Origin of the sequence: Pseudoalteromonas sp. TB25, assembly GCF_000497995.1 — a bacterium.
Lineage (GTDB): Bacteria > Pseudomonadota > Gammaproteobacteria > Enterobacterales > Alteromonadaceae > Pseudoalteromonas > Pseudoalteromonas distincta.
Genome location: NZ_AUTI01000407.1, coordinates 31081 through 56746, shown reverse-complemented (window position 1 = coordinate 56746; position 25666 = coordinate 31081). Strand labels below are relative to the sequence as shown.

The 25666-nt window shown below is 39.2% G+C and carries 20 protein-coding genes and 2 pseudogenes (1 of these 22 cut by a window edge); 7 read left to right on the top strand and 15 right to left on the bottom strand.

Annotated features, from left to right (window positions below):
- Nucleotides 1-247 (top strand): annotated as a pseudogene (locus tag L652_RS0118610) (glycosyl transferase family 1); the annotation flags it as partial.
- The gene (gene pelG / locus L652_RS0118605; RefSeq protein ID WP_024597305.1) at nucleotides 235-1599 is read left to right on the top strand and encodes an exopolysaccharide Pel transporter PelG; all 1365 of its coding nucleotides are present in this window, start codon (nucleotides 235-237) and stop codon (nucleotides 1597-1599) included. The pseudogene L652_RS0118610 and the gene pelG, both read left to right, overlap by 13 nt.
- Before the next feature lie 275 nt (nucleotides 1600-1874).
- Here pelG and L652_RS0118600 read toward each other — a convergent pair whose 3' ends face one another.
- The 3 genes from L652_RS0118600 to L652_RS0118590 all read right to left on the bottom strand — a co-directional run bounded on the left by L652_RS0118600 (nucleotide 1875) and on the right by L652_RS0118590 (nucleotide 5401).
- Entirely contained in the window at nucleotides 1875-2876 is a 1002-nt protein-coding gene (locus L652_RS0118600) for a D-Ala-D-Ala carboxypeptidase family metallohydrolase (protein WP_024597306.1), read from the bottom strand.
- A gap of 11 nt (nucleotides 2877-2887) precedes the next feature.
- Nucleotides 2888-4213, bottom strand: coding sequence for a L,D-transpeptidase family protein (locus L652_RS0118595; protein ID WP_024597307.1), 1326 nt, complete (start codon nucleotides 4211-4213; stop codon nucleotides 2888-2890).
- A gap of 210 nt (nucleotides 4214-4423) precedes the next feature.
- Complete coding sequence (locus tag L652_RS0118590; RefSeq protein ID WP_024597308.1) at nucleotides 4424-5401, bottom strand: DNA topoisomerase IB; 978 nt, start codon at nucleotides 5399-5401, stop codon at nucleotides 4424-4426.
- 312 nt (nucleotides 5402-5713) lie between these two features.
- On the opposite strand from L652_RS0118590, the gene L652_RS0118585 reads away from it, so the two are divergent.
- Both L652_RS0118585 and purU read left to right on the top strand, forming a co-directional pair.
- Nucleotides 5714-7600, top strand: coding sequence for a hypothetical protein (locus L652_RS0118585; RefSeq protein ID WP_024597309.1), 1887 nt, complete (start codon nucleotides 5714-5716; stop codon nucleotides 7598-7600).
- A 206-nt stretch (nucleotides 7601-7806) separates the two neighbouring features.
- Entirely contained in the window at nucleotides 7807-8637 is an 831-nt protein-coding gene (gene purU, locus L652_RS0118580) for a formyltetrahydrofolate deformylase (RefSeq protein WP_024597310.1), read from the top strand.
- A 101-nt stretch (nucleotides 8638-8738) separates the two neighbouring features.
- Here the strand turns inward: purU and L652_RS0118575 are convergent, their stop codons facing one another.
- Nucleotides 8739-9389, bottom strand: coding sequence for a response regulator transcription factor (locus L652_RS0118575; RefSeq protein WP_002958948.1), 651 nt, complete (start codon nucleotides 9387-9389; stop codon nucleotides 8739-8741).
- A 104-nt stretch (nucleotides 9390-9493) separates the two neighbouring features.
- On the bottom strand, nucleotides 9494-11434 hold the full coding sequence (gene acs, locus L652_RS0118570; RefSeq protein ID WP_024597311.1) for an acetate--CoA ligase: 1941 nt from the start codon (nucleotides 11432-11434) through the stop codon (nucleotides 9494-9496).
- Nucleotides 11435-11876: 442 nt separating this feature from the next.
- Here acs and L652_RS0118565 point away from each other — a divergent pair, with 442 nt between their 5' ends.
- Entirely contained in the window at nucleotides 11877-13043 is a 1167-nt protein-coding gene (locus L652_RS0118565; RefSeq protein ID WP_024603598.1) for a DcaP family trimeric outer membrane transporter, read from the top strand.
- 219 nt (nucleotides 13044-13262) lie between these two features.
- Entirely contained in the window at nucleotides 13263-15386 is a 2124-nt protein-coding gene (locus L652_RS0118560) for a TonB-dependent siderophore receptor (RefSeq protein ID WP_024597313.1), read from the top strand.
- A gap of 190 nt (nucleotides 15387-15576) precedes the next feature.
- On the opposite strand, the gene recA is transcribed toward L652_RS0118560, so the two are convergent.
- Together recA and L652_RS0118550 are read right to left on the bottom strand one after the other, a co-directional pair.
- On the bottom strand, nucleotides 15577-16620 hold the full coding sequence (recA, locus tag L652_RS0118555) for a recombinase RecA (protein ID WP_002958952.1): 1044 nt from the start codon (nucleotides 16618-16620) through the stop codon (nucleotides 15577-15579).
- A gap of 67 nt (nucleotides 16621-16687) precedes the next feature.
- Nucleotides 16688-17176 (bottom strand): nicotinamide-nucleotide amidohydrolase family protein, encoded by a 489-nt coding sequence (locus tag L652_RS0118550; RefSeq protein ID WP_024597314.1) that lies wholly within the window; start codon nucleotides 17174-17176, stop codon nucleotides 16688-16690.
- A gap of 21 nt (nucleotides 17177-17197) precedes the next feature.
- On the opposite strand from L652_RS0118550, the gene mutS reads away from it, so the two are divergent.
- Nucleotides 17198-19783, top strand: coding sequence for a DNA mismatch repair protein MutS (gene mutS, locus L652_RS0118545; RefSeq protein ID WP_024603597.1), 2586 nt, complete (start codon nucleotides 17198-17200; stop codon nucleotides 19781-19783).
- Nucleotides 19784-19874: 91 nt separating this feature from the next.
- Here mutS and rpoS read toward each other — a convergent pair whose 3' ends face one another.
- The 8 genes and pseudogenes from rpoS to L652_RS01000000124115 all read right to left on the bottom strand — a co-directional run.
- Nucleotides 19875-20849, bottom strand: coding sequence for an RNA polymerase sigma factor RpoS (rpoS, locus tag L652_RS0118540; protein ID WP_002958955.1), 975 nt, complete (start codon nucleotides 20847-20849; stop codon nucleotides 19875-19877).
- A 35-nt stretch (nucleotides 20850-20884) separates the two neighbouring features.
- Complete coding sequence (locus L652_RS0118535; RefSeq protein ID WP_024597329.1) at nucleotides 20885-21709, bottom strand: peptidoglycan DD-metalloendopeptidase family protein; 825 nt, start codon at nucleotides 21707-21709, stop codon at nucleotides 20885-20887.
- Between the two features lie 41 nt (nucleotides 21710-21750).
- Nucleotides 21751-22329: a YqaA family protein gene (locus L652_RS0118530; RefSeq protein ID WP_024597330.1), complete on the bottom strand. Its 579-nt coding sequence runs from the start codon at nucleotides 22327-22329 to the stop codon at nucleotides 21751-21753.
- 9 nt (nucleotides 22330-22338) lie between these two features.
- Nucleotides 22339-22977 carry a protein-L-isoaspartate(D-aspartate) O-methyltransferase gene (locus L652_RS0118525; protein WP_024597331.1) on the bottom strand — a complete coding sequence of 213 codons (639 nt, stop codon included), beginning with the start codon at nucleotides 22975-22977 and terminating at the stop codon, nucleotides 22339-22341.
- Nucleotides 22967-23731, bottom strand: coding sequence for a 5'/3'-nucleotidase SurE (gene surE, locus L652_RS0118520; RefSeq protein ID WP_024597332.1), 765 nt, complete (start codon nucleotides 23729-23731; stop codon nucleotides 22967-22969). The genes L652_RS0118525 and surE overlap by 11 nt, the downstream gene beginning before the upstream one ends.
- Nucleotides 23712-24764, bottom strand: a complete 1053-nt coding sequence (locus L652_RS0118515) for a tRNA pseudouridine(13) synthase TruD (protein WP_024597333.1) — start codon at nucleotides 24762-24764, stop codon at nucleotides 23712-23714. Before L652_RS0118515 ends, surE begins: the two co-directional genes overlap by 20 nt.
- Nucleotides 24761-25258 (bottom strand): 2-C-methyl-D-erythritol 2,4-cyclodiphosphate synthase, encoded by a 498-nt coding sequence (gene ispF, locus L652_RS0118510; protein WP_024597334.1) that lies wholly within the window; start codon nucleotides 25256-25258, stop codon nucleotides 24761-24763. The genes L652_RS0118515 and ispF overlap by 4 nt, the downstream gene beginning before the upstream one ends.
- Nucleotides 25255-25666: pseudogene (locus tag L652_RS01000000124115) on the bottom strand (2-C-methyl-D-erythritol 4-phosphate cytidylyltransferase) (it continues 238 nt past the right edge of the window). Before L652_RS01000000124115 ends, ispF begins: the two are co-directional and overlap by 4 nt.

Genomic DNA, 25666 nt, shown 5'->3' with positions numbered 1-25666 from the left:
CTCGTGCCGCGAAATAATCGAAGGCGGAACCGATGAAGATAAAGCATTAGGTAAAGCCGGTGAAGTTGTCTCAATTGCTTCACCTAGCGAAACAGCACAACAAATATCAAACATGCTAACAAATGAGCAAGTTTGGCTTGAGTATCAAAAAAGTGGTTTAGACCGCGTACAAAAATTTTATGACGAGAGCCACATGTTTGCCCGTTACGATAAACTTTATAAGGATACAATGGCATGGCCGGAATAGGTTTTGAGATACGAAAAATTCTCAAAAAAAATACCCTGCTCTCAGTTTTTGAAGCATACGGCTACGCGGGCTTAATAGGCTCAGGCCCTTGGCTGCTCTCTATTGTAGCGTTAATGCTAATTGGTATTTTAAGTTTAGGCGTTGTATTACCCAAAGTACTTATTATTCAGTTTTTAACGCTTGTTACCTACATGATGGCAGCTTCACTTATTTTAACGGGTGGCTTGCAGTTATTATTAACTCGATTTATTGCAGATTTGTTTTTTCAAAAAGAAGAGGCAAAAGTACTGCCTAATTTACTTGGTGCGCAACTTATAACAACAATAGCCGCATTATTGGTGGGCTTGGCTGTATGGCCTATGCTCCCTATACCCGTTGTTACTAAGATTATAATTTTAGGTGCCTTTGTAAGCTTATGTAATCAGTGGCTTGGCGCTATTTTTCTATCGGGTATGAAAGAATACCGGTTGATTTTGATTACCATGCTAAGTGGTTATGCCTTTATGGTACTGCTTGCATATTTATTAAGAGACTGGCAGTTAGACGGCTTGTTTTTTGCGTTTTTTGCAGGCGAAGCTCTACTCTTTTTTAGCTTTTTGTTTATGATTATTCGCCGCTACCCAGGTGAAAAACTTATAAGCTTTGACTTTTTAAGCAATAAAAAAGTTTATTACAGCCTATTCTTTTGTGGTCTGTTTTATAACATTGGTGTGTGGGCTGATAAGATCATCTTTTGGTATTCACCAAGCACATCAATACAAATTATTGGCACGTTAAGAGCCAGCCCAATTTACGACTTACCTATATTTTTAGCCTATTTGTCTATTATTCCCGGTATGGCAGTATTTTTAGTAAAAATGGAAACCGACTTTGTAGAAGAATACGACCGTTTTTACACAGCTATTCGAGAGGGTTCATCGTTAGAAGAGATTTACTATTTAAAAGACAATATGATCCAAACTGCACGTGCCGGTTTATACGATATATTTAAAATTCAAGGTATTACCGTTGCCTGCTTATTATTATGGGGCGAGCAAATACTTACCTTTATTGGTATTGATCCAAACTATAAAACGCTTTTATTTATTGATGTAGTTGGTGTGGGTGTACAAGTTATATTTTTGTCTATTTTAAATATTTTGTTTTATTTAGATAAACGCTCAACCGTCCTATTTTTAGCGGGGCTATTTTTGGTAATAAACGTTGTTTTAACTTTGCTATCAATCGCTTTTGGGCCGCAATTTTATGGTTACGGCTTTGCTCTCTCAACTATTGTTACCTCTGTTGTTGGGTTATTTTGGCTTTCTAAACAATTTGAAGATTTAGAATACGAAACGTTTATGCTGCAATAGCATAATATAAAGGCTGCTTATGCAGCCTTTATATTTAAAGCTTTTCGTACAAAATTAAAATAATTAATTATTGGAAAGCGGCTGATACACACCATGTTTATAGCTCATATAAGCGCCTCAGTTTAAAGCAAAAAAGACTAGCTCAGTAAATGTATAAAATGTTTATAAAACAAAGGGCTTATAAAAACCAAGCCACCCTACCTTGGCTTAGCTAATCTCTTGTACAATTAGACTTAACTAGTTTAGCTTTATGCTAAATGAGGTAGCCGTTGCCATTACTTACTCACCCATCGCGCTTTAAAGCCACGCGTATCAACATGTATAAATGCGCCTCTGTGCGACTTAGGCCCATAAATACCTAAACCACCTAGCAAACCTTTAAATGATTCACGTCTAGCTAACGACTCCACTATATCGGCCATCGCGTTAGCGTCACCAATTGAATACTTACCGTCATTATTTATATCATCCATACGGTAGTTGCCATCGTTATCTATAAAAATATCGGCAGCATCACCAAATACATGTCGGCTAAGTTTTACATTGCCAATTGATTTGTTGTAGTACGGAGTTCTATAACCGCTCATAACCACCATATTACTAACCGGTATACCTTCTAAAATCAGTTCTTTGCGTATTTTTTCTAGTTTAAGTAACAATTTATTTTGTAAAAATAAATACTTTGGGTACTTACTTCGCTGCTTACTAACAAATTCTTTTAGTGAAAAGTGAGGTGATATTTTTACGTTTTCATTTTCAGGCGTTACCTTAACAAAGCCATCGGGCACTATGTAGTGTGAAGAGTCTTTAATCTGTGAAGGTTTAGGATAGTGCCCAATGTGGTAATACTTGAGCTTTCCTCCTTCAACATTGTCTGCCGGTACTTTTACAAATACGTTGATTTTCATACGCTGTTTTTTATCGGGCGACTCAATAATTACCGTTGTTAAACCAGGCTCTTTGGGTGCTTGCCATTGCCAGCGGTTGGTGTCTGTAAGCTTAGATTTTCCTTGAGTGTTAATTAGCGTGTAAGCATTTTTTGATTGCGCAAAAAGCACTTCAAACTCAACTTGCTCTTTGGGCATTACAAATACTGAAAACACCGAATATGGCATAACTATGTCGTTAATTTTTAGGCTAAATTCTGCATCTTCAAAGTTGGCTTTATTTTTTATATCAACTACCTGATGCGCAGGCTTTATAGGCGCGGCAGCAAATACACTATTGCTAAATATAATTGTGAATATGGCAATAGAAATATAATGAATAAATTGCATAAACCCTCTCATTATTTATTTTTTAATAAAGCGGCAATCACCGACTGTTCATCATTTTTTAATAGCGCTTTTTTATCGCGTTGATATATGTCATCTCTAAAGTTAACCAGCTTATTTTCGTCAACCCATGCAGTCCAATAAACTAAATGAATAGGAAGAGGCTCATCTAAATAAAACGTCTGAGTACTATTTTGAGCAAGTGCGCTGTCCATATTATTGAGTGTTTGCACTTCTCCTTCGTGCTTAATAATTTCACGCGCTAACGAAAAAGGCTTTTCTATTCTTATACAGCCATGCGATAAAGCTCGGTTTGCTTGGCTAAAACGGTGCTTTGCTGGTGTATCGTGAACATAAATTGCTTCGGCATTGGGGAATAAATACTTAACTTCCCCTAGGGGGTTTTCTTCACCAGCACGTTTTACTAAAAAGTGATCAAATTGGTACGGCTTAATAGAATCCCAATCAATATTGCTTGGATTAACAGTTTGTGGGTCTAGGTAGCTGTTTTTTCTAATTTCAATATTATTTTTTACAAGATAGTCAGGATCCTCGGCTACCTTTGGAGCAATTTCTTTGGTGGCAATTGAGGTGGGTATACGCCATTCAGGATTAACTACAAACTTTTCTATTTCGTCGCTAAATGCAGGTGTTTCCCAACTTGGTTTACCTACAATTACGTTATTTTTTAATTTTACATCGCCAGCTTTTACAAATCGTAAGCTGTATTCTGGAATATTTACATACACATACTGCTCATCACTTGCGCCTGCAAAGTTAGTTATTCTATAAAAGTTAAGTTTTAATTTGTCGAGTTTTTGTTGTGCGGGCACATTAAGCGATGCAAAAGTACGCTTACCCACTCGGCCATCAACTTTTAAACCATGGCGGCTTTGAAATTGCTTAACAGCTTGCTCTATATCTTTATCAAACGTGCATATAGCTTCGTCGCACACATTAGTTTTTAAGTCACGCTCTTGATATAAACGCTGTGCAAGCAAGCTCACCTGTTTATTATTACTGCCTAGTTCAAGCAATTCATCGTTATATAAGTGTGTAAAACCACCTTTGTTAACTATTTCTTGATACCAATTAATGGCTTTTTCTGTACGTTCAATTAACTGCGCTGAATATTGGTCAAAGTAGTAGGTGTCATCAGCTTGCACGTACTTTTGTGAGTTGTAAGTAGTTAGTGAAGAGTTAGCGAGTACCACACTTTCAAGCTCATTGGCAGCGATTGTTGGTGCTGAGCATAATCCGCTCATACCAATAAACAATGCAGTTTTTAAAGTAAAACCCTTTGCTTTAGTAAGCGCTTGATTTGAAAATGACCCCTTCACTGTGTACCTCCTCGCTAAATATCGTTGATAAATGCTTATGTACTTACCACTAAGTAGTACACTGGAGGTGCAACGGTAATGCCAAATTAAAGTCTCAAAATAAACAATTGAAATTTAATGACTTTTTAAAAAATATTATTCTAAACGTTAATAAATTAAACTAGAGAATATGTAATTACTATGCTCAAGTGTGTAAAGTTGCTATGGCAATTAATCTTTTAAAAAAGCTAAAAAACCACGTTCATAACGACTCAAGTACTTTGTTTTTCGTGGTAATGAAAGAGACTCTCTCCACGCAGTTTGAGTATCTTCATCTTCTTTACACAGCGTAATTAAATCGGGATGCACATAAGATTTGCGTGCTATAGCGGGAGTATTACCAAGTTGCTCAGATACGCTATCAAGCATGTTTTTTAAACTAAGCGCCCCTTTAGCTTTAGCTAATTGTTTGAATGCAATAACGCTTGCTCGCCAAGTTCTAAAGTGTTTTGCACTAAACTCCTCGCCCATTATTTGCTGAATGTATTGGTTTATTTCACTTGATGTAACATTTGTGCGCTCACCTTCATTTATATACTGAAATAAATGCTGCCCGGGTAAATCTTGTAAGTCTTTTATAACATGGCTAAGCACCCTGTCGGTTATATTTACTTCACGCTCTTTACCTGATTTGGCACGATATTTTAGCTGAATATTTTTGCCCGTGAGTTTTGCATGGCGTGTTCGTAATGTTGTCGCACCAAAACTTTTATTTTGCTTTACGTTACGCTCGTTACCTACCCTCAATGCACCTAAATCCATAAGTCTTACAACTGCCGCTAAAGTGCGCTCAATATTAAGCTCATCGCCTTGTAAGTCTGTTTCTAAACGCGCTCTTAACAAAGGGAGTTTATTACCAAATACTCCACATGCTTGGTATTTTTTTGCTTCTTGTTGCGCCCTAAATTCAGGATGGTAGCGGTATTGCTTTCGCCCCTTACTATCAAATCCTGTCGCTAAAATATGTCCGTTTTCTTCTGGGCAAAACCAAGCGTTTTTATAGGCAGGCGGAAATGCCAATCCATTCAAACGATCAATCACATTTTGCTCTTTTATTTGCTTACCGATTGGATCAAAGTAAAGCCAACTTTTATGTTTAAGTTTACGAGTGATCCCTGGTAAATTATCGTCTACATAAATTAGCTTCATTAACCCTCCAGTTATATTTAAGCATGCGTCGGAATACAAAATGTATCACTTTAAAATAACCTTAAACTGAACAAGATTATTGATATATAATAAAAAACCAACAACAATTATAAATACTTAATATATATTAATAATTCTATTTAGGTTTTCGTAAATGTAGGTCGAACTTACGCGCCAGCAACAAGCCTATTACGATTAAACTCAATGCACTTAGCGCTAAAAAAAGCTACTTGAGATAGATTTATTACCCTAAGTTCAGATTAATTACACTTTGTCCCCCGCAATTGGGGTGCTGTTTAAATGGAGAATTCAATGGCTTTTGATTATGGATCGATTGATCTTGGACTAAAAAACCCCTTCAAACTGGAAGGTAAAGTAACAGCATTAAGAGGACTCATTGAGTCTATAGCAGGTATTAGTTTACTTGTTATTGCTGCGGGCTCTGTGAAAGAAGATACAACCGCAGGTTGGATTTTAATGGTGTTTGGCATGCTTATTTTAGCATTCGGCATTCGCTCACTATCGTCAGGTATTTATGCAACACTTAAATACTTTGTAGGTAGAAACCACCCAACTTCACTTGCTTATAACTACAGTAAATCGCAAGCATCAACCGCTAAAGAAGAACAAAAAGAAGTAGCCTACACAGCGCAATCACTTGAAGAAATGCTGGTTGGTCGTAAAAACAGTACATTTAAAGAGCCTAATGGTTTTTTATCACGCTTACTTCACAGCTTAATCCCTAAGTTATTGTTTCTACCATATCCTATTCGAAATGTTGCCCAGCGATTATTTGGCTCATGGGTAAGCACCTTTGTCGCCCTTATTGCTTATGGCCTTGTTGCATTTGTATCTTTGTCGGGCTTTACCGGTGAAGCTGGGGAATTAGCATTTCCGGTTTATAGTGCAATATTAATGTTTTACGTGCTTTTTTCTTGGCGCTCTACAGGTAAACCTATCTCTCGAAATGCAGAAAAGAATATTGAAGCACTTGGTACTGGTGCACTCGCTAAAATTATTTCTTTATCTTTTATTTTACCCATCTCTATTGGTCTTTCTATGTCATGGTTGATGAAAGAGCAGCACATTAGTAAACAAGAAATAGATAACTGGCTTGAGCAACTGCCTAGTCTTCATGCTGGAATGTACTTAATTGCAATTATTGTATTAGCAACTCTAAGCTGTGCGCTTGCTTTTATCATGATTAAAGCGCGTTTAAATTCAGTTACCCCTTCAGCTGAAGTATCTGAACTACGTGAAAACTGGCAAGAGTCTGTTCATCCAGACGAGATTTTCATAAACCTCGATAACCTAGTAATGGCTAATCGCCGTTATAAAGAAGTACCTAACAGAGTTTACAGAGAATTAGACCCTAAGCTTCAAGAACAAATAGAAGGTAAAGGCGGTTTTAAAGGTGAAATGATCCAAGAGATTCAGCCTAAACTGCACTCAATGGACTTAGGTAAAAACTTTACACTCGCGAGATTACTTGCTTTGGTGAGCGGTAACTTACTTTATATTGTAGCGTTAGCATTTACTGTACTTTTAGCGTATTCGTTTATTAATATTTACCATTACATTGATGCGGCAAATATTAATAGTTTTAAACAGGCATTTAATAACCAACATGTCATTCAATTTAGTGAGCTATTAATGACAAGCTTTCACTTATTGCTAATAGGCGTACTTATTAAAGCATTTGCGCAGTTACTTGCAAACACAGCGCATCTATTTTTTGCAGAAATGCAATTTGAGTCACTGCTTGTGTACTTTAAATGTGAAGGCACTTTTACTGAGTCTAAAATATCAACAGGTACTGGTATTCACGATAGCACCCGCTCAGAAAATACTTTAGTACGCAGTAGCATAACGCCTTGGATTATTGTTTCTCGTGTTATCTCTACTACGTTTGCTGCAACAGGTATGAAAAACCTTGAACATCCTCGCCACATTATGGAAATGCATAAAGACGAAGGACAATTACAAGCAATCAAAAAAGACGTTATTTCATTCTTAAAAGACCGCGAATCTATCGCCTCAATCACCAGTGAGCGTGATTTAGGTAATGCGTCACAAATACATCAACTAAACCAACAAACGCGCGCTATACCTACTCAGCAAGCAATAGCGAAAGATGATGAAGAAGCTGCCGGGTATTTAAGACAAGAAGAAAACTTATCTCCCGAGCCCAAGGGTTAATTAACCTCAAACCTAGATAACTTTTATTAATGCCACCTTGTTAACTTAGGTGGCATTTTTTTTAACCTCTATTCAATACTTTTTAACTTTATTACCTCTTTTGCACTCAACAACATGATTAATATTGGATTAGTTCACAAAGCCCTTGCTTTATGTGCCAAAACACAAATAATGAAAGGATTAATTACAGGGTAAGAATGAGGACAATGAGCTATATACTAACCACCCAATGTGCTGATGATGTAGGCTTAATAGCTAAAATTACAGGGCTTTGCCATAAAAATAATTTAAACATTACGCGTAACAACGAATTTGTAGATAAAGACGCGCAGCGATTTTTTATGCGTACAGAGCTTACAGGTGAGCCACAAAGCGACTTTTTAGATCAATTACGCGCACTGTTGCCACAAGGCGCTAAACTTGCGCTACATTGCGGCGCAAAAACTAAAGTAGTTTTACTGGCAACTAAAGAAGCTCATTGTTTAGGTGGTATGCTGTTAAAGCAATTTGAACAAACTCTTAATATTGAAGTACTCGCTGTAATTGCTAACTATGCTGATTTAGAGCCGCTAGCTAAAGGGTTTGGTGTGCCATTTCATGTTGTATCGCACGAAGGGTTAACCCGTAGCGAACATGATAAAAAGGTAGGCGATTTAATTGCCAGTTACAATCCTGACATTATTGGTCTTGCTAAATACATGCGTATTTTAAGTCCTGAATTTGTGGGTCGATTTGAAGGTAAAATAATTAATATTCATCACTCATTTTTGCCAGCATTTATAGGGGCTAAACCTTATCATCAAGCATTTGAGCGCGGTGTAAAAATTATTGGTGCTACCGCTCACTTTGTTAATAATGAGCTTGATGAAGGGCCTATTATTTTGCAAGATGTAACCAGCGTTACACATGCTAATACCGCCGAAATGATGGCTAAAATGGGCAAAGATGTTGAAAAGACTGTGTTTTGTAAAGCACTTCAACTTGCCTCAGAGCATAAGCTATTTATTAATGGTAATAAAACCGTGGTGTTTTCTTAGCATTAATCCAACTGCTTAATTATTCTACATATGAAAAAATGCCAGCATTGTTGCTGGCATTTTTTTGCTCATAAATAAGCTAATAACTTTTTAAATGTAAATTATGCCTGCTCTATTGGTTCGAGCTTTAATTTAGCGGCAATTAAAACGGCTTGGGTACGATTGTACACACCGAGTTTTCTAAATATGGCTGTAATGTGTGCTTTTACTGTCGCTTCTGATATGTGTAGTTCATAAGCAATTTGCTTATTAAGTAAACCTTCGTGCAGATATTGCAGCACTCGGTATTGTTGAGGCGTTAATGAGGCAACTTGCGCTGCTATTTCTCTATCTTCACCTTCAATTTCAGCTACTTTGTTTTTTAGCTCTTTTGGTAGCCATGTATCGCCTTCAAGTATTTGGTTAATTGCACTGGCAATATCATCAGACGATGATGATTTAGGAATAAAACCCATAGCGCCGTAACCCATTACTTTAGAAACGATATTCACGTCTTCACTACCCGAAACAACGGCAATAGGTAAGCTTGGGTATTCTTCTCTAATACGAATAAGACCATATAAATCACCATTACCTGGCATGTGAAGGTCTAGCAGTAATATATCAAGATCCTCTTGCTCGCTTAACACTTGCAGTGTGCTGTCAAAATCGGATGATTCAAAAACCTCTAAACCCTCAAATTTTGCGCTCAGTGCGCCCTTTAGTGCTTCACGAAATAACGGATGATCGTCCGCTATTAAAAACTGACTCATGGTTCACTCCTAATAAATTCGGCTGCCAGTTAGGTTTAAAACCTTTACTGACAGCCGATATACTACGTTTAGAATCAACTTGTAATCAAGTTTTTAACGCACATTTAACGATTTAATCTGTTCTCGATTAGTTCATCGACAACTGAAGGATCGGCAAGCGTTGACGTATCACCGAGTTGTTGGTGCTCATTTGCAGCGATTTTACGTAAAATACGACGCATAATCTTGCCTGAACGTGTTTTTGGCAAACCCGGTGACCATTGAATCATATCTGGAGATGCAATTGGGCTGAGCTCTTTACGAACCCAATTACGTACCTCTTTAGTTAATTCATCGCTTACAGTTACACCTTCGTTAGGCGTAATGTAAACATAAATACCTTGGCCTTTAATATCATGCGGGTAACCTACAACAGCAGCTTCTGCTACCGCTTCATGCGCAACTAACGCACTTTCAATTTCGGCAGTACCAAGGCGGTGCCCAGACACATTAAGTACATCGTCCACACGGCCTGTGATCCAGTAATAACCATCTTCATCACGACGACAACCATCGCCTGTAAAGTAAACTCCTGGGTAGGCGCTAAAATAAGTTTGTTCAAAACGTTCATGGTCGCCATAAACAGTTCGAGCTTGCGATGGCCAACTATCTAAAATAACTAAATTACCATCTACGGCACCTTCGAGTGTATTACCTTCAGCATCAAATAATGCAGGCGCAATACCAAAAAATGGATGTGTTGCAGAACCTGGTTTTGTATCAGTAGCGCCCGGAAGTGGTGTGATCATAATGCCACCGGTTTCTGTTTGCCACCATGTATCAACAATCGGGCAATTAGATTTACCAATACTCTCGTAATACCATGTCCACGCTTCTGGATTTATTGGCTCACCTACTGAACCTAAAATACGTAAACTATCCCGATGTGACGAAGCTGTAGGCTCATCACCTTTAGCCATTAGTGCTCTAATTGCTGTAGGGGCGGTATATAAAATAGTAACGCCGTGTTTATCAACTACTTCGCCCATACGCCCTGCAGTTGGATAAGTGGGGACACCTTCAAATAAAACCTGAGTACAACCGTTTACTAATGGCCCGTACGCAATGTAACTGTGGCCTGTGATCCAACCTACATCGGCACTACACCAATACACATCATCTTCTTTTAAATCAAATACGTATTCATGTGTCATTGATGAGTAAACTAAGTAGCCACCTGTAGTATGTACAACACCTTTAGGCTGACCAGTAGAACCTGATGTATACAATATAAACAAAGGATCTTCAGCATTCATTGGCTCTGGCTCACACTGTGCTGGTAAGTCAGCAACTAGCTCGTGCCACCATATATCGTGCTCATTCCAATCAACTTCACCGCCTGTTAATTGGTGCACAATAACGTGTTCAATTGTGGTTACAGTTTCTTGCGCTACCGCTTCATCTACATTTGCTTTTAATGGAACACAATTTCCTGCTCTGCGTCCCTCATCAGAAGTAATAACAACCTTAGCGCCAGAATCTCTAATACGATCAGCAATAGCCGATGGTGAAAAACCACCAAATACAACAGAATGAATAGCACCAATACGTGCACAAGCTTGCATTGCATACACCGCTTGTGGGGTCATTGGCATATAAATAGCTACGCGGTCACCTTTTTGTACACCCAGTTTTTTTAAACCATTGGCAAATTTAGCCACTTCATCATGAAGTTTTTGATAAGTAATGTTCTCACTTTGAGAAGGATCATCACCTTCCCAAATAAGCGCAATTTTGTCTGCTTTCGTTTTTAAGTGGCGGTCAATACAGTTGTAAGACGCATTTAAATAGCCATCTTCATACCATTTAATACTGATGTGGCCTTTATCAAAAGAGGTGTTTTTAACTTTAGTGTAAGGAGTAGACCAATCGAGGCGTTTGCCATGCTCACGCCAAAAACTTTCAGGGTCATCAATAGATTGCTTATAAAGCGTATTATATTTATTTTTATCAATGAGAGTCGCATCTTTAATATGCGCAGGAACTGGATAGATACTTTGTGACATCTTCGTCTCCATTTAAATTACTTGCCTTAAGCTTTTATCAAGGATTACTCAGCAGTACTTTATTAAGTATTAGACCTTAGTTGTACTCTACTCCAATTTGCTCATTTGTAGTTTATAATCCACCTGCTTTCAATTTTTTTACATAAATAATACAACGCGTTAAATGTAAGTAAATGCAAACTAATCAACTCTAAAACCTTAGTCTTATAGACCAATAGGTAATTGAGTAAATATTGCACATATTCAAAAGTGTTTGTGTACTTTAATAAAGATATTTGCGGTATTACTTGCCAAAGCTTTATTTAACGAATGAAAACAATATGTGTATTGAAAAGCCAAATTAACACCCTTTTTTATTCGTAAGTAATACTAGTAGCAAGTAATACAACCTTACATGAAAAAAAAAGCAACAAACAACAAGTAGCCTATAAAGGACACCACAATGAAACTTACCCCATTAAAAACATTAGCAGCAAGCGCTGTATTATGTGCACTATCAAGCACTGCTTATGCAGCGACTGCCGCAAAAATTGGTGATACGGAATTTACTTACGGTGGATACATTAAACTCGACTCTATGTGGAGTGATTATTCAGCGGGTGCGCCTGCAGGCTCAAACGTAGGTCGTGACTTTTACGTACCAAGTACGTTAACAGTTGGCGATGATAACAGCTCAGATGCTGTATTTGATATGCATGCTCGTGAGTCACGTTTTAACTTTGGCACAGCCACTGTTATGGATAACGGTAAAACCGTTAATACTAAAATTGAAATTGACTTTTTGGCCTCGGCTGCTGGCGGTAATGAGCGAGTTTCAAATTCTTACGCCCCGCGTATTCGCCATGCGTTTGTGACTTACGATGGTTGGTTATTTGGTCAAACATGGTCTAACTTCCAAAACGTGGGGGCGCTTGCTGAAACGCTTGATTTTGTAGACCCTGCTGAGGGCACTGTGTTTGTGCGTCAATCGCAAATTAAATACACCACTGGCGCATGGTCGTTTTCATTAGAAAACCCAGAAAGTACAATTTCTACTACTAGCGGTATGGTAGTAACTGATGATGCATCATTGCCTGACTTTACAGCTCGTTACACACACAAAGCCGATTGGGGTAACATTGTGGTTGCAGCGCTTGCTCGCCAACTTACTTATAAAGTAGGCAGTGTTGATGCAGATGAAACTTCTTTTGGTATTAGTGCATCAGGTAAAATAAACCTTGGTGAAGACAACCTTAAATTTATGCTTACTCAAGGTAAAGGCTTAGGCCGTTACGTAGGCTTAAACGTTGCTCACGGTGCAGTACTTAATGGCGATGAACTAGATGCAATTGATTCGACTTCTGGTTTTGTTGCTTACCAGCACAAGTGGACAAGCCAATGGCGTTCAACGTTCTTATATTCATTCTTCAGTGCTGATAACAACACTGATTTATTAGCTATTTCTGGTGATCCGACTGAATCAAGCCAAAGCTATAGCGCTAACATTCTATACTCACCGGTTAAACGTCTAACTTTTGGTGCTGAGCTAAAGCATGCTGAGCGTGAAACTGAAAGCGGCGTTGATGGCGATTTAGACCGCTTACAGTTTTCTGTTAAATACTCTTTTTAATAACTAGAAAGCTAACTACTTTAAAAAGCGGCCTAGGCCGCTTTTTTTATAAGCGAGATTGAGTTCTATATAATTCATCAATTCGTACCTAAAATCTTTATATGTGGCGCTAAAATACAAAAAAATAGAATTATTATTGATAAAAACACTAAACACAATTGCAAATCGATATCATTTAGATTAAGTTACGCACTTCTTTTGAACTAACTGGAAAAACTTATGTCGTCCCCTCAAGTTTTGCGTTTATCTAAACTAAGCTTTGCTACTTCTTTAATTTTATCTGGTTATGCACTTGCTGATGAGGCAAATGTAAAATCTGAACCTCTCGAAAAAATTGCGGTATATGGTCAGCATCATAAAAACTACATTACTGAAGAAGCGCAATCGGCTACCAAACTAGGTTTAACAATTAAAGAAACACCACAATCAATCTCGGTAGTTTCACGCGCACTAATGGACGACTTTTCACTAGACGACATAAACTCAGTACTTGAAAGCACGCCAGGCGTAACAGTAGAGCAAATAGAAACAGATCGTACTTACTTTAAGGCCCGTGGTTTTGAAATTACGAACTTTCAAGTTGATGGCTTAGGGATCCCACAAAGCTCAGGCTCTATTCAAGGCAGTCTTGATACATCAATTTATGACCGTGTAGAGATAGTTCGCGGTGCTAATGGTTTAATGACTGGCGCTGGTAATCCTTCTGCAACTGTAAACATGGTTTTAAAAAAGCCAACTTATACAACACAGGCAAATGCATCAGCATCTTATGGCTCATGGAATAAAAAACGTTTAGATTTAGATGTATCTACGCCAATAAATGAAGACCACGCTGTACGCGCTGTATTTACAAAGCAAAAAGCTGACTCATATTTAGATCGCTACGAAACAGATAAAACCATTGTTTACTTAGCCTACGAAGGCAAATTAACAGACAACACATTATTAAGCGTTAACTATGTTAACCAACAAAAAGACGCAGATAGCCCGCTGTGGGGTGCACTACCTCTTTATTATACAGACGGAACAGCAACCGATTACGACGAATCAACCAGCACCGCTGCTGACTGGTCTTACTGGGATAACAGTGCTGAGCAAGTATATGTAACACTTGAACAAAACTTATCGGCAACATGGGTAGCTAGAGCACGTTATGCTCACATCGAAAACGAACAAGACTCAGAGTTGTTCTACGTATACGGCACCCCTGATAAAGATACTGAACTTGGTTTAACAGGTTATGCTAGCCGTTATGATTACGAAGATAAGCATGACTTATTTGATTTATATGCCAGTGGTAAGTTTGATTTATTTGGCCAAGAGCACGACCTATCATTTGGTGTTAGCCAAGCTAAAATGGATTACAACGAGCAGTCTCTTTACGATTATACTACAGGCAATGGTTTTCCAGCTATGCCATCACTTAAAACGTGGGATGGTGTAGTACCAGAGGCAACACTTGCTGATGGCTTAAATGGTAGTGATATTACTAACGAGCAAAAATCAGCTTACATATCTACTCGCATTAGATTAAGTGAGCCTTTAAGTGTGCTCGCTGGTGTGCGTTATACCGATTGGAAAACAAAAGGGAGTGCTTACGGTGTTGAGCAAACAAGAAGCGACTCTGAAGTTATTCCTTATATTGGCACGGTGTACGACTTTAACGAGTCTCTATCAGCTTATGCAAGCTACACAGAAACATTTGTACCGCAAAAAGAGCTTGATATTAATGCCAACCAATTAGCTCCCGTAATAGGTAAAAGTAGTGAAGTTGGTATAAAAGCACAGTTACTTGATGACCAAATTTTCGTAACTTTTGCTTACTTCGATGCAAAGCAGGAAGGGCTTGCCATAGCTTTACCCGACTCACTACCTAGTGATACGCGTTATTATGCAGCAGATGGTATTAACAGCAACGGCTTTGAAGTTGAACTAAGTGGTCGAATAACCGATGATTTAAGCGCAAGTGTAAGTTTTAGTAACCTAAATATTGATGGTGATGATTTAGTTAAAGATTACACACCTGAAAACCAACTTAAAGTGGCCGCAACCTACCAAGTACCTTTAGTTGATGGTTTATCATTTGGTGCAAACTATCGCTGGCAGGATTCAACTAGCCGAGTTCAAGTCGAAGATGCAAATGGTATTGCAAGCGTCACTACTCACCAAGATGCATACGGGTTACTTGATTTAATGGCCACTTACGAAATTACAGATAACGTAGGAGTCACTTTCAATGTAAATAACACCACCGGTGAAAAATATTTGCACAGCCTGTACTGGGCACAAGGTTACTACGGTGCACCTCGTAACTACGCCCTATCTGTAAACTGGCAATTATAAATATATTTGATTAATTAAAGACTCTAGATTTTTTTAATTCAATAGAAAAAAACGACACATTTTTAATGTGTCGTTTTTATTTTATCTAACCTGATGTAAGTTTTTAATAACAAAAAAGCGCTAATCATTACTGATTAGCGCTTTTCAAAGCTCGGGTCAAATCAAGCTTAAAAACTCATTTGGGTGCAGTTTAAAGGTCTGGATCGTCGCCTAACTTATCTTCACCGTCTTCAGGTTCAATAGTTGCTTTTAGTAAAAGCATTTCGCGTAACTTACCTTCAATCTCATCTGCAATTTCTGGGTTTTCTTTCAAAAACTTAATTGAGTTAGATTTACCTTGGCCAACCTTGTTGCCACTGTAACTGTACCAAGCACCTGCTTTTTCAACAATTTTATGCTTAACACCTAAATCAATTAACTCGCCTTGCTTAGAAATACCTTCGCCATACATGATGATAAATTCAGCTTGTTTAAATGGCGGCGCTACTTTGTTTTTAACAATTTTAACGCGGGTTTCGTTACCAACAACTTCATCACCTTCTTTCACAGAACCAATACGACGAATATCAATACGTACCGATGCGTAAAACTTAAGTGCATTACCACCCGTTGTTGTTTCTGGGTTACCAAACATAACACCAATTTTCATACGGATTTGGTTAATGAAAATACATAACGTGTTAGAGCGTTTAATATTACCAGTAAGCTTACGTAATGCCTGTGACATTAAACGTGCTTGTAAGCCCATGTGCGAGTCGCCCATGTCGCCTTCAATCTCAGCTTTTGGTGTAAGTGCAGCAACCGAGTCAATAATAACGACGTCTACTGCGCTTGAACGTACTAACATGTCACAAATTTCTAGTGCTTGCTCACCTGTATCAGGTTGAGATACAAAAAGGTCATCAATATTTACACCTAGTTTTTGTGCATATACAGGATCAAGAGCATGCTCAGCATCAATGAAGGCACATGTTTTACCTTCTTTTTGAGCTTCTGCGATAACTTGTAAAGTAAGCGTTGTTTTACCAGATGACTCAGGACCATACACTTCAACAATACGTCCCATAGGTAAGCCACCTATGCCTAAGGCAATATCAATACCTAGTGAACCTGTAGATACAGATTCAATGTTTAACGCTTTGTTGTCACCCAATTTCATAATTGAGCCTTTACCAAATTGACGTTCAATTTGTGATAGTGCTGCGTCTAACGCTTTTTGTTTGTTATCGTTCATTTTGTTCTCCAATCCAGCTAATGCGAACAAGTATACTGTATGAAATCACAGTATCAAGCTAATTTTTTCATTTTATCTCATCTATTACACTTTTTAATGCAAATACAATAGCTTGCAGTCTTACTTGAGCCCTATCACCAGTAAATATTTGTTTAAAGGTCAGTACTTTGTCATCAATTTGTATGCCAAACCATACAAGTCCAACAGGTTTACCTTCTGTCGCCCCGCCAGGCCCTGCAATGCCCGATACAGCTATAGATATATTAGCGTTTGTTGCTTTAATAGCACCTACTGCCATTTCATGGACTGTTTGCTCGCTCACAGCACCGTATTGATTTAATGTACTAGCACTAACATTGAGCAAATCTTGCTTTGCTTGGTTACTATAAGTGACAAATGCACGGTCGATATAAGCTGAACTTCCAGGTGTATCGGTAAGCGCATAACTCACTCCGCCACCAGTACATGACTCAGCAGTAGTGATCCATAAGCATTTATCCGTTAAAATAGCGCCTAATTGCGCAGCAAGTGTTTTAATCTCTTGATGTAATTCCATATTCAGCCTTTGGGTAAATACATGTCGTTTGATCTTTATGCACCACACACTATAAAACAACAAACCCCTATGATGCAGCAGTATCTAAAAATAAAATCAGAGCATCGCGATATTTTATTGTTTTATCGTATGGGCGATTTTTACGAACTTTTTTTTGATGACGCTAAACGCGCCGCTCAATTACTCGATATTTCGCAAACTCATCGTGGTAAAGCTGGCGGCGATCCTATCCCTATGGCGGGCGTACCCTACCATGCGGTAGAAAACTACTTAGCACGTCTAGTCCAAATGGGTGAATCAGTCGCTATCTGCGAACAAGTGGGAGACCCTGCAACCAGTAAAGGCCCTGTTGATCGTAAAGTAGTGCGTATAGTTACACCCGGTACAATTTCTGATGAAGCGCTTTTACAAGAACGACAAGACAATCTCCTTACCAGCGTTTGGCAAAGTAAAAAAGGCTTATACGGGATTGCTTATTTAGACATTAACTCTGGTCGTTTTAATATTGTCGAAGTAAATACCGACGAAGCCTTTAGCTCAACTATTCAGCGCCTATCACCAGCCGAGCTTCTGTATAGCGAAAGCTTTGAAAACGTTCATTTAATTGAACATACAAAAGGTGCTCGCCGTCGCCCAGAGTGGGAGTTCGACTTAGATACGGCTCAGCACTTATTATGCGATCAGTTTGGTACTAAAGATTTAGTTGGCTTTGGTGTTGATAAAGCCCATAGCGCGCTTGTTGCTGCAGGTTGCCTAATGCAATACGTAAAAGATACACAACGTATTGCACTGCCGCATATTCGTGCAATTACGCTTGAGCACAACGAACACGCTGTTATTTTAGATGCCGCTACCCGTAAAAATTTAGAATTAACTGTTAATTTATCAGGCGGGTTTGAAAATACACTTGCTCAAGTACTTGATAAAACAGCCACACCTATGGGTTCTCGCTTACTTAAGCGCCGTATTCATACACCAATTCGTAATAAAGACGAGCTAAATTCACGTTTAAATGCAATTAGCGCTATTTTAGATGCGCAGCTTTGCGGTGATTTACACGAATCATTAAAAGAGATTGGTGATGTAGAGCGTGTTATTGCACGCCTAGCTTTATGTACTGCACGCCCGCGTGATTTAACTCGCCTGCGCAGTGCGCTACAAGCACTTGCACCACTGCATACTTTGTTAGCTGACGCTAACGATCCTCGTATAGCGGGTATTATCAAGCACTCGCCTGAACTCCCTGATTTACAAGCGTTATTAGAACGAGCTGTGATAGAAAACCCACCGGTACTTATTCGTGACGGTGGTGTTATTGCTCCAGGTTACAATAGTGAACTTGATGAGTGGCGTAACTTAAGCAAAGGTGCCACTGATGTCCTTGAGCAATTAGAACTGCGAGAGCGCGAACGTACGGGCATTAGTACGCTTAAAATTGGTTATAACCGCGTACATGGCTTTTTTATTGAAGTAAGTAGAGCTAATGCGCACTTAGTGCCAGCCGACTACATTCGTCGCCAAACGCTTAAAAATAACGAACGCTACATTATTCCAGAGCTTAAAGAGCACGAGGATAAAGTACTCGGTAGCCAATCAAAAGCTCTCGCGCTTGAAAAACAACTATACGAGGAGCTGTTTAGATTTATTGCTCCACATATTGAGCAGTTGCAAATGATGGCAGCAGCATTGGCCGATTTAGACGTTTTAAACAATTTAGCTGAGCGTGCATTCGCACTCAATTATGCAAAACCAGAATTGTGCGATAACGACAATATAAGCATTAAGCAAGGTCGTCACCCTGTTGTTGAACAAGTAATGAAAGAACCGTTTATTGCTAACCCTGTTGAATTAAACAGCCAACGTAAAATGCTAATTATTACCGGTCCAAACATGGGCGGTAAATCAACCTATATGCGCCAAACGGCACTTATTGTTTTAATGGCTCACATTGGCAGTTATGTACCCGCTGACAGCGCTAAAATTGGTAATATCGACCGCATATTTACACGTATTGGTGCAAGCGATGATTTAGCATCAGGGCGTTCAACCTTCATGGTAGAAATGACCGAAACAGCGACTATTTTAAATAATGCCACGGCGCAGTCTTTAGTGTTAATGGATGAGATTGGTCGCGGTACAAGTACTTACGATGGACTCTCTCTTGCGTATGCAACAGCCGATCATTTAGCATCAAAAATATCTGCTAAAACATTGTTTGCTACGCACTACTTTGAATTAACAGAACTTGCTGAGCAAACTACGGGCCTTGTAAACGTGCACCTTGATGCAATAGAGCATAACGACACGATTGCATTTATGCATACAGTTCTCGACGGTGCAGCAAGCAAAAGCTTTGGTTTACAAGTAGCAGCTCTTGCAGGTGTGCCAAAAGCTGTGATTGCACAAGCAAAGCAAAAACTTAAGTTGCTTGAAAATCATCAAAGCGTTACTGCACCAAATACAGAGCAACAAGCCTTTACTTTTAATAACGAAATTGCACAAAGTACACCTTCAGAAGTTGAAGAGCAGTTAAGCGCAATCGACCCTGATAATTTATCGCCACGCCAAGCGCACGATTTGTTATATAAACTAAAAGCATTGCTGTAATTTATATCACCTAATTTACAAGCATAAAAAAAGCCGAAGAATAAACTCTTCGGCTTTTTAACACACATAGTCTCTTAAACTATTTAACTAGTTACGAAAACTGATTAAACAAGCTATCTGTACTTAAACCTTCTTGTTGCAAAATGTCTTTTAGACGACGTAATGCCTCTACCTGAATTTGTCTTACTCGCTCACGTGTTAAGCCTATTTCACGACCTACATCTTCAAGTGTAGATGGCTCATAGCCAAGCAATCCAAATCGACGTGCTAACACTTCACGTTGTTTAGGGTTTAATTCACCTAACCAATCAACAATATGTTTATTAATATCATTATTTTGTACTTCGCCTTCAGGACCAGCACTTTTTTCATCAGGGATGATATCAAGTAGTACACTGTCGTTTTCGCCACCAATAGGCATGTCTACTGATGCAATTCTTTCGTTTAAACGTAGCATTTTAGTAACGTCTTCAACGGGTCTATCTAGGCAAGCTGCAATTTCGTCAGCTGTTGGCTCATGGTCAAGCTTTTGAGTTAACTCACGCGCTGTACGTAAATAAACATTAAGCTCTTTAACTACATGAATAGGTAAGCGAATGGTACGCGTTTGGTTCATAATGGCACGTTCAATTGTTTGACGTATCCACCATGTAGCGTAAGTAGAGAATCTAAATCCACGCTCAGGGTCAAATTTTTCAACTGCGCGAATTAAGCCTAAGTTACCCTCTTCAATTAAATCAAGTAGAGCAAGGCCGCGATTATTGTAACGACGTGCTATTTTAACAACCAAACGTAAGTTACTTTCAATCATACGTTTACGTGAGGCTTCACACCCTCGAAGTGATTTGCGAGAAAAAAACACTTCTTCTTCAGCACTAAGCAAAGGAGAAAAACCAATTTCGCCTAAATAAAGTTGAGTTGCGTCAAGATTTTTAGTTACTTCTTCTTTAGCAAAGATTTCATCGTCGTCTACTTTATCTAGTAGAGCTGTGCTTTCATCAACATCGATGTCATCGAACTTTTCGTCAGTCGTAGTATGTTTGTCAAGTTTTGCTGCGCTAGCCATAAGCCTTCTCCCGAGCAATTATCAATACCTAAAAATTAGGGTAGGTATTTAGCAGGATTGACAGCTTGCCCTCGGTAGCGAATTTCAAAGCGAAGCGCGGTGACCGGAGATTCTGAATTACCAATTTCTGCTATTTTTTGTCCTGCCTTAACTTTCTGCTTTTCTTTAACAAGTAATTTCGAGTTATGTGCATAAGCACTTAGGTAATCATCATTATGTTTCAATATGATTAAACTACCATAACCTCGAAGGGCGTTACCCGCGTATACCACTGTTCCTTGTGCCGCAGCTAAGACTGAAGCCCCTTTGCGATTAGTAATCTGTAAACCTTTATAACCGTTTTCCTTATTAGAAAAGCGTTTGGTAATTTTGCCCTGTGCAGGCCAAAACCACTTAACTTTACTGCTCGACAAACGTTTAGTATTACTAATTTTGTTACTGGCTTGTTTCTGAACATACTCTCGTTGTTTTGGGGGATCAAGCTCTTTCTTTAAAATTTTGTTATTTTTTTGTAATTTTTTTATAGACTTTTTACTCGAATTCGTATAATTTACATCCCTTTTTGTTTTTTCGGGCTTAGGGAGTAAGGAGATGTTTTGCCCAGGGAAAATTGTGTAAGGTGATGGAATTGAATTGTTTTTTGCCAACTCCCTAAAGTCTTGCCCAGCACTAAAGGCAATAGAGTAGAGCGTATCTCCTTTTTGTACTTTATAGCTAACCCCATTAATGTTAACAGTATGACCTAAATCATTAACATTATTATTTAAGCTACTAACAGGTGCAGGAACATGGCGAGAAGAGCAACCAAAGAGAAAAATACTAATAAATATAGTTATATACAGTAAACACTGTTTATTCATTGTATTTTTCCCCAAAATTAGAAAATTGATATTTTTAACGCTTAACGCAATAAAAAGTAAGCTAGCGCAATTAATACCACTAATCCCCAACCAAGTATTTCAATATACTGACGTAATTTTCGCTCCATTTTAGCCCCGCCCCACTTCATTAAGGCTGAAACTAAAAAGAATCGCGCACCACGTCCAATGGCCGATGCGAGCAAAAATGGCAAAAATGCCATTTGTAAAACACCTGCGCCAATGGTAAATACTTTATATGGTATAGGCGAAAAACCAGCTAAAAACACAACCCAAACACCGTAATCTTTAAACCAATTTAATGCGATATCAAACTTTTCTTGCCAGTGCATTTGTGCAATCAATGGCTCAACAACGGGTTCAAATAGCCAAAATCCAAGCAAGTAACCAACCACTCCACCAATAACCGATGCTATTGTGGCAAAACTTGCAAAACGCCATGCTTTTTTAGGTTGTGCAAGCGACATAGGTGCAAGCATTACATCAGGTGGGATTGGAAAAAAAACTGACTCTGCAAAGCTCATTGCAGCTAAATAACGTTCCGCATGGCGGTGCTTTGCCCACACTAGGGCCATATCATATAACTTGGTAAACAACTTCAAAATGAATTCCTATTCAATATCGCCAGGTACTAACGGCACAAATCTAACGGGAGCAATAACATGCTCTTTATAATTATCGCCTTCGCGGATAACCATTACTAATTTTTGAACACTCTCACCAATGGGCGCTAATAACACGCCTCCATCGGCTAACTGAGCAAGTAAGTCTTGCGGGACTTTAGAGGCCGCAGCAGTCACTATAATACCATCAAAAGGTGCTTGTGATTGCCAGCCTTGCCAACCATCACCATGCTTCATGGTTACATTATATAAATCGAGTTGTTGCAATCGACGTTTTGCCTGCCACTGAAGCGTTTTAATACGCTCTACCGAATAAACCTTTGTAAACGTTTTGGCTAATATTGCAGTTTGATATCCAGAGCCAGTACCAATTTCCAGCACTTTATTGCGCACACCAGCTAAGCGAAGTAACTCAGTCATACGCGCGACTATATAAGGCTGGGAAATAGTTTGCCCTTGCCCAATCGGTAGCGCTGTATTTTCATAGGCTTTGTGTTTGAGCACATCATCTATAAACACATGACGTGGAACATCAGCTATAGCACTAAGTACTTGTGTATCTTCAACACCTTCACGCTTTAGTAAGTCAGATAGTGCTTTTGCACTGCGGGAATAATTAGCGAGCACGATTAATCTCCAAATCGGCTAACCAGTCTCCTACTGCTTTTAAGCTATCTTTAGCTGTCATATCAACACTTAATGGCGTAACAGAGGCATAACCGTTATTGATTGCGTAAAAGTCGGTCCCTTCACCTGCATCGCTTTCTGTGCCCAGCGATCCATACCAGTAAATATCACGGCCCCAAGGATCGGTTTGTTTGGTCATGGTTTCGGCTTTATGACGAGCGCCTAGGCGTGTTACTTGCACCCCTTTTAATTCACTTAATGGAATATCTGGCACATTTATATTTATTATTTGATCTTTTGGAAGCGGGTGCGAAGCCAAGCCTTTAATAATATTTACGGTAACAGCAGCGGCTGTTTCAAAATACTCACCTTTATGTGAGCAAAGCGATACTGCAATTGCAGGTAAGCCTAAGTGGCGACCTTCGGTTGCAGCAGCAACAGTGCCTGAATAAAGCGTATCGTCGCCTAAATTGGCACCATGGTTAATACCAGCAACAACAAGGTCGGGTTTTTCATCAACTAACTGATTTACACCTAAATGTACACAATCTGTAGGTGTGCCATTAACCGACATAAAACCATTTTCAAGCGTTGTTGCGCGTAGCGGGTTCATTAATGTTAAAGAATTACTAGCACCACTACAGTTGCGATCAGGTGCAACAAGGGTTACATCTGCAATTTGTATAAGCGCCTGATATAAAACCGCAATGCCTTTGGCATTTACGCCATCATCGTTACTTAACAGTATCTTCATTTATGTCATTATCCTTTTCTTTGCGCTCTCGTGGACTTGCATCTGTGTAATCCACCAGCTCGCGTAATAATGCAGTTGCAAAACATCCTTTTGGCAAACCAAAACTCAGTTTTAAACTGGTTTCATCTATGGTCTCAACCGTTAAGTTTTGCGGAATTAAACGCAGCATCCTGCGCTCATTTTTAAGGCCTAACTCACCTAAGCCATCACACCATGTTTGATATGGTTCGAGCCATACTTTTTCTTGCTCGGTTAGGCCTTTTTCACTTTTACCCACCATAGGTGCCGACATCATAATATCGCCTGTGGCTAATCGCTCTATGTTTTCGTCGTTAATTGCATCTTCAAAAAATGCATTACTGCCGCTGAGCATAAATACTTCACGGTGCATTGTTTTAGCTAAACCATGTTCGGCTACACGTAAATTTACTATTTGATTAAATACATGAGAACGCGCTGCTGAAATAATAATACCGCGCAGTTTTTTATCGCGAATACGCTCACCGGCAAACATTTTTTCAGCCATTACTAAGTTATGGCCGCCATGTCCAAAACGCTGCTCGCCAAAATAGTTAGGTACACCTGCGCGTACAGCGTTAATACGGCATAAAATATCAAGCGGCTCAGTCACGTTACGAAGCGTAATAGTGAATTTATTACCCTTGTGGCAGCCCGTACGTAATTTACGATCGTGGCGCTGTTGCGACACAATAAAAATACTCTCACTATTTAAATCGCTAAAATCGATAGGCTTTTTAATCGGTACTTTCACACTAAACCACTGCGAGCACACACCGTGGCGATCTTTCATGCCAGCGTAACTTACGTCTCGAGGGGATACACCCGCACGCTGCGCAATTAGCTTAGCAACATATTGCGTATTTTCGCCTTTTTTAACCACCTGCAAACACACGTGTTCGCCACTACCAGTAAATTCTATACCAAGATCTTCATCAACCATAAAGTCTTCAGCAGTGGTTTTAAAATCAGCTTTAGAAAGCGGAGCACCGTATAAATAATTTAAATCGCTCATGCGTTTGTTGTACTCGCAAGCTCTTTACTCATAATAACCACTGCATGGCTCGAAATACCTTCCCTGCGCCCTTCAAAGCCTAGCTTTTCGGTTGTAGTGGCTTTAACGTTAATTTGCGAAAGGTCACAATTTAAATCGCTGGCTAAATTAGCGCGCATAGCTTGAATATGTGGCAGCATTTTTGGCGCCTGTGCAACAATAGTCACATCGCCATTGCCAATTACATAACCTTGCTCTTTAGCTAAGCTCACCACATGGCGAAGTAAAATACGGCTGTCGATATTTTCATACTCGCTTGCCGTATCTGGAAAGTGCTTACCAATATCACCCATTGCAAGCGAGCCTAAAATAGCATCGCATAATGCATGAATAGCAACATCACCATCTGAGTGCGCTAAAAAGCCCTGTGGGTAATCAATTTTTTCACCACAAATAGTTAACGGGCCTTCGCCGCCAAATTTATGTACGTCAAAACCATGGCCAATTCGTATCATAATGCACTCTCGTTTTGTTGTTTGTGTAGTAAAAACCCAGCCAAATCTAAATCCTCTGGCGTGGTTATTTTAATATTATCGCTGCGACCTGCTACAAGCTTTACCGGTTTACCTGCCCACTCAATTGCACTGGCTTCATCGGTAATAGTTACCCCACTTGCTAATGCGTTTTGAAGCGCACTTTTAAGCTCATTATATTTAAAAAACTGTGGGGTAAGTGCTTGCCATAAGTCGTCTCGTGGCACAGTTTGTTCGCTGTACTCGTGGCCACGTTTTATGGTGTCTTTTACTTTGCTAGCTAAAATACCGCCTTCATCAGCGCTTACGCATTCATCAATCAAACGTTCTATATCACTGATATTAACTAGCGGACGGGCAGCATCGTGCACCAATACCCATGTAGGCGGG

What these genes read in the sequence shown, in the direction of transcription:
- surE (WP_024597332.1), bottom strand. Translation starts at nt 23,731, where the DNA reads ATGAAGATACTGTTAAGTAACGATGATGGCGTAAATGCCAAAGGCATT.
- L652_RS0118560 (WP_024597313.1), top strand. Translation starts at nt 13,263, where the DNA reads ATGTCGTCCCCTCAAGTTTTGCGTTTATCTAAACTAAGCTTTGCTACT.
- recA (WP_002958952.1), bottom strand. Translation starts at nt 16,620, where the DNA reads ATGAACGATAACAAACAAAAAGCGTTAGACGCAGCACTATCACAAATT.
- L652_RS0118565 (WP_024603598.1), top strand. Translation starts at nt 11,877, where the DNA reads ATGAAACTTACCCCATTAAAAACATTAGCAGCAAGCGCTGTATTATGT.
- mutS (WP_024603597.1), top strand. Translation starts at nt 17,198, where the DNA reads ATGTCGTTTGATCTTTATGCACCACACACTATAAAACAACAAACCCCT.
- rpoS (WP_002958955.1), bottom strand. Translation starts at nt 20,849, where the DNA reads ATGGCTAGCGCAGCAAAACTTGACAAACATACTACGACTGACGAAAAG.
- purU (WP_024597310.1), top strand. Translation starts at nt 7,807, where the DNA reads ATGAGCTATATACTAACCACCCAATGTGCTGATGATGTAGGCTTAATA.
- L652_RS0118590 (WP_024597308.1), bottom strand. Translation starts at nt 5,401, where the DNA reads ATGAAGCTAATTTATGTAGACGATAATTTACCAGGGATCACTCGTAAA.
- L652_RS0118550 (WP_024597314.1), bottom strand. Translation starts at nt 17,176, where the DNA reads ATGGAATTACATCAAGAGATTAAAACACTTGCTGCGCAATTAGGCGCT.
- L652_RS0118575 (WP_002958948.1), bottom strand. Translation starts at nt 9,389, where the DNA reads ATGAGTCAGTTTTTAATAGCGGACGATCATCCGTTATTTCGTGAAGCA.
- L652_RS0118535 (WP_024597329.1), bottom strand. Translation starts at nt 21,709, where the DNA reads ATGAATAAACAGTGTTTACTGTATATAACTATATTTATTAGTATTTTT.
- L652_RS0118600 (WP_024597306.1), bottom strand. Translation starts at nt 2,876, where the DNA reads ATGCAATTTATTCATTATATTTCTATTGCCATATTCACAATTATATTT.
- acs (WP_024597311.1), bottom strand. Translation starts at nt 11,434, where the DNA reads ATGTCACAAAGTATCTATCCAGTTCCTGCGCATATTAAAGATGCGACT.
- L652_RS0118585 (WP_024597309.1), top strand. Translation starts at nt 5,714, where the DNA reads ATGGCTTTTGATTATGGATCGATTGATCTTGGACTAAAAAACCCCTTC.
- pelG (WP_024597305.1), top strand. Translation starts at nt 235, where the DNA reads ATGGCCGGAATAGGTTTTGAGATACGAAAAATTCTCAAAAAAAATACC.
- ispF (WP_024597334.1), bottom strand. Translation starts at nt 25,258, where the DNA reads ATGATACGAATTGGCCATGGTTTTGACGTACATAAATTTGGCGGCGAA.
- L652_RS0118515 (WP_024597333.1), bottom strand. Translation starts at nt 24,764, where the DNA reads ATGAGCGATTTAAATTATTTATACGGTGCTCCGCTTTCTAAAGCTGAT.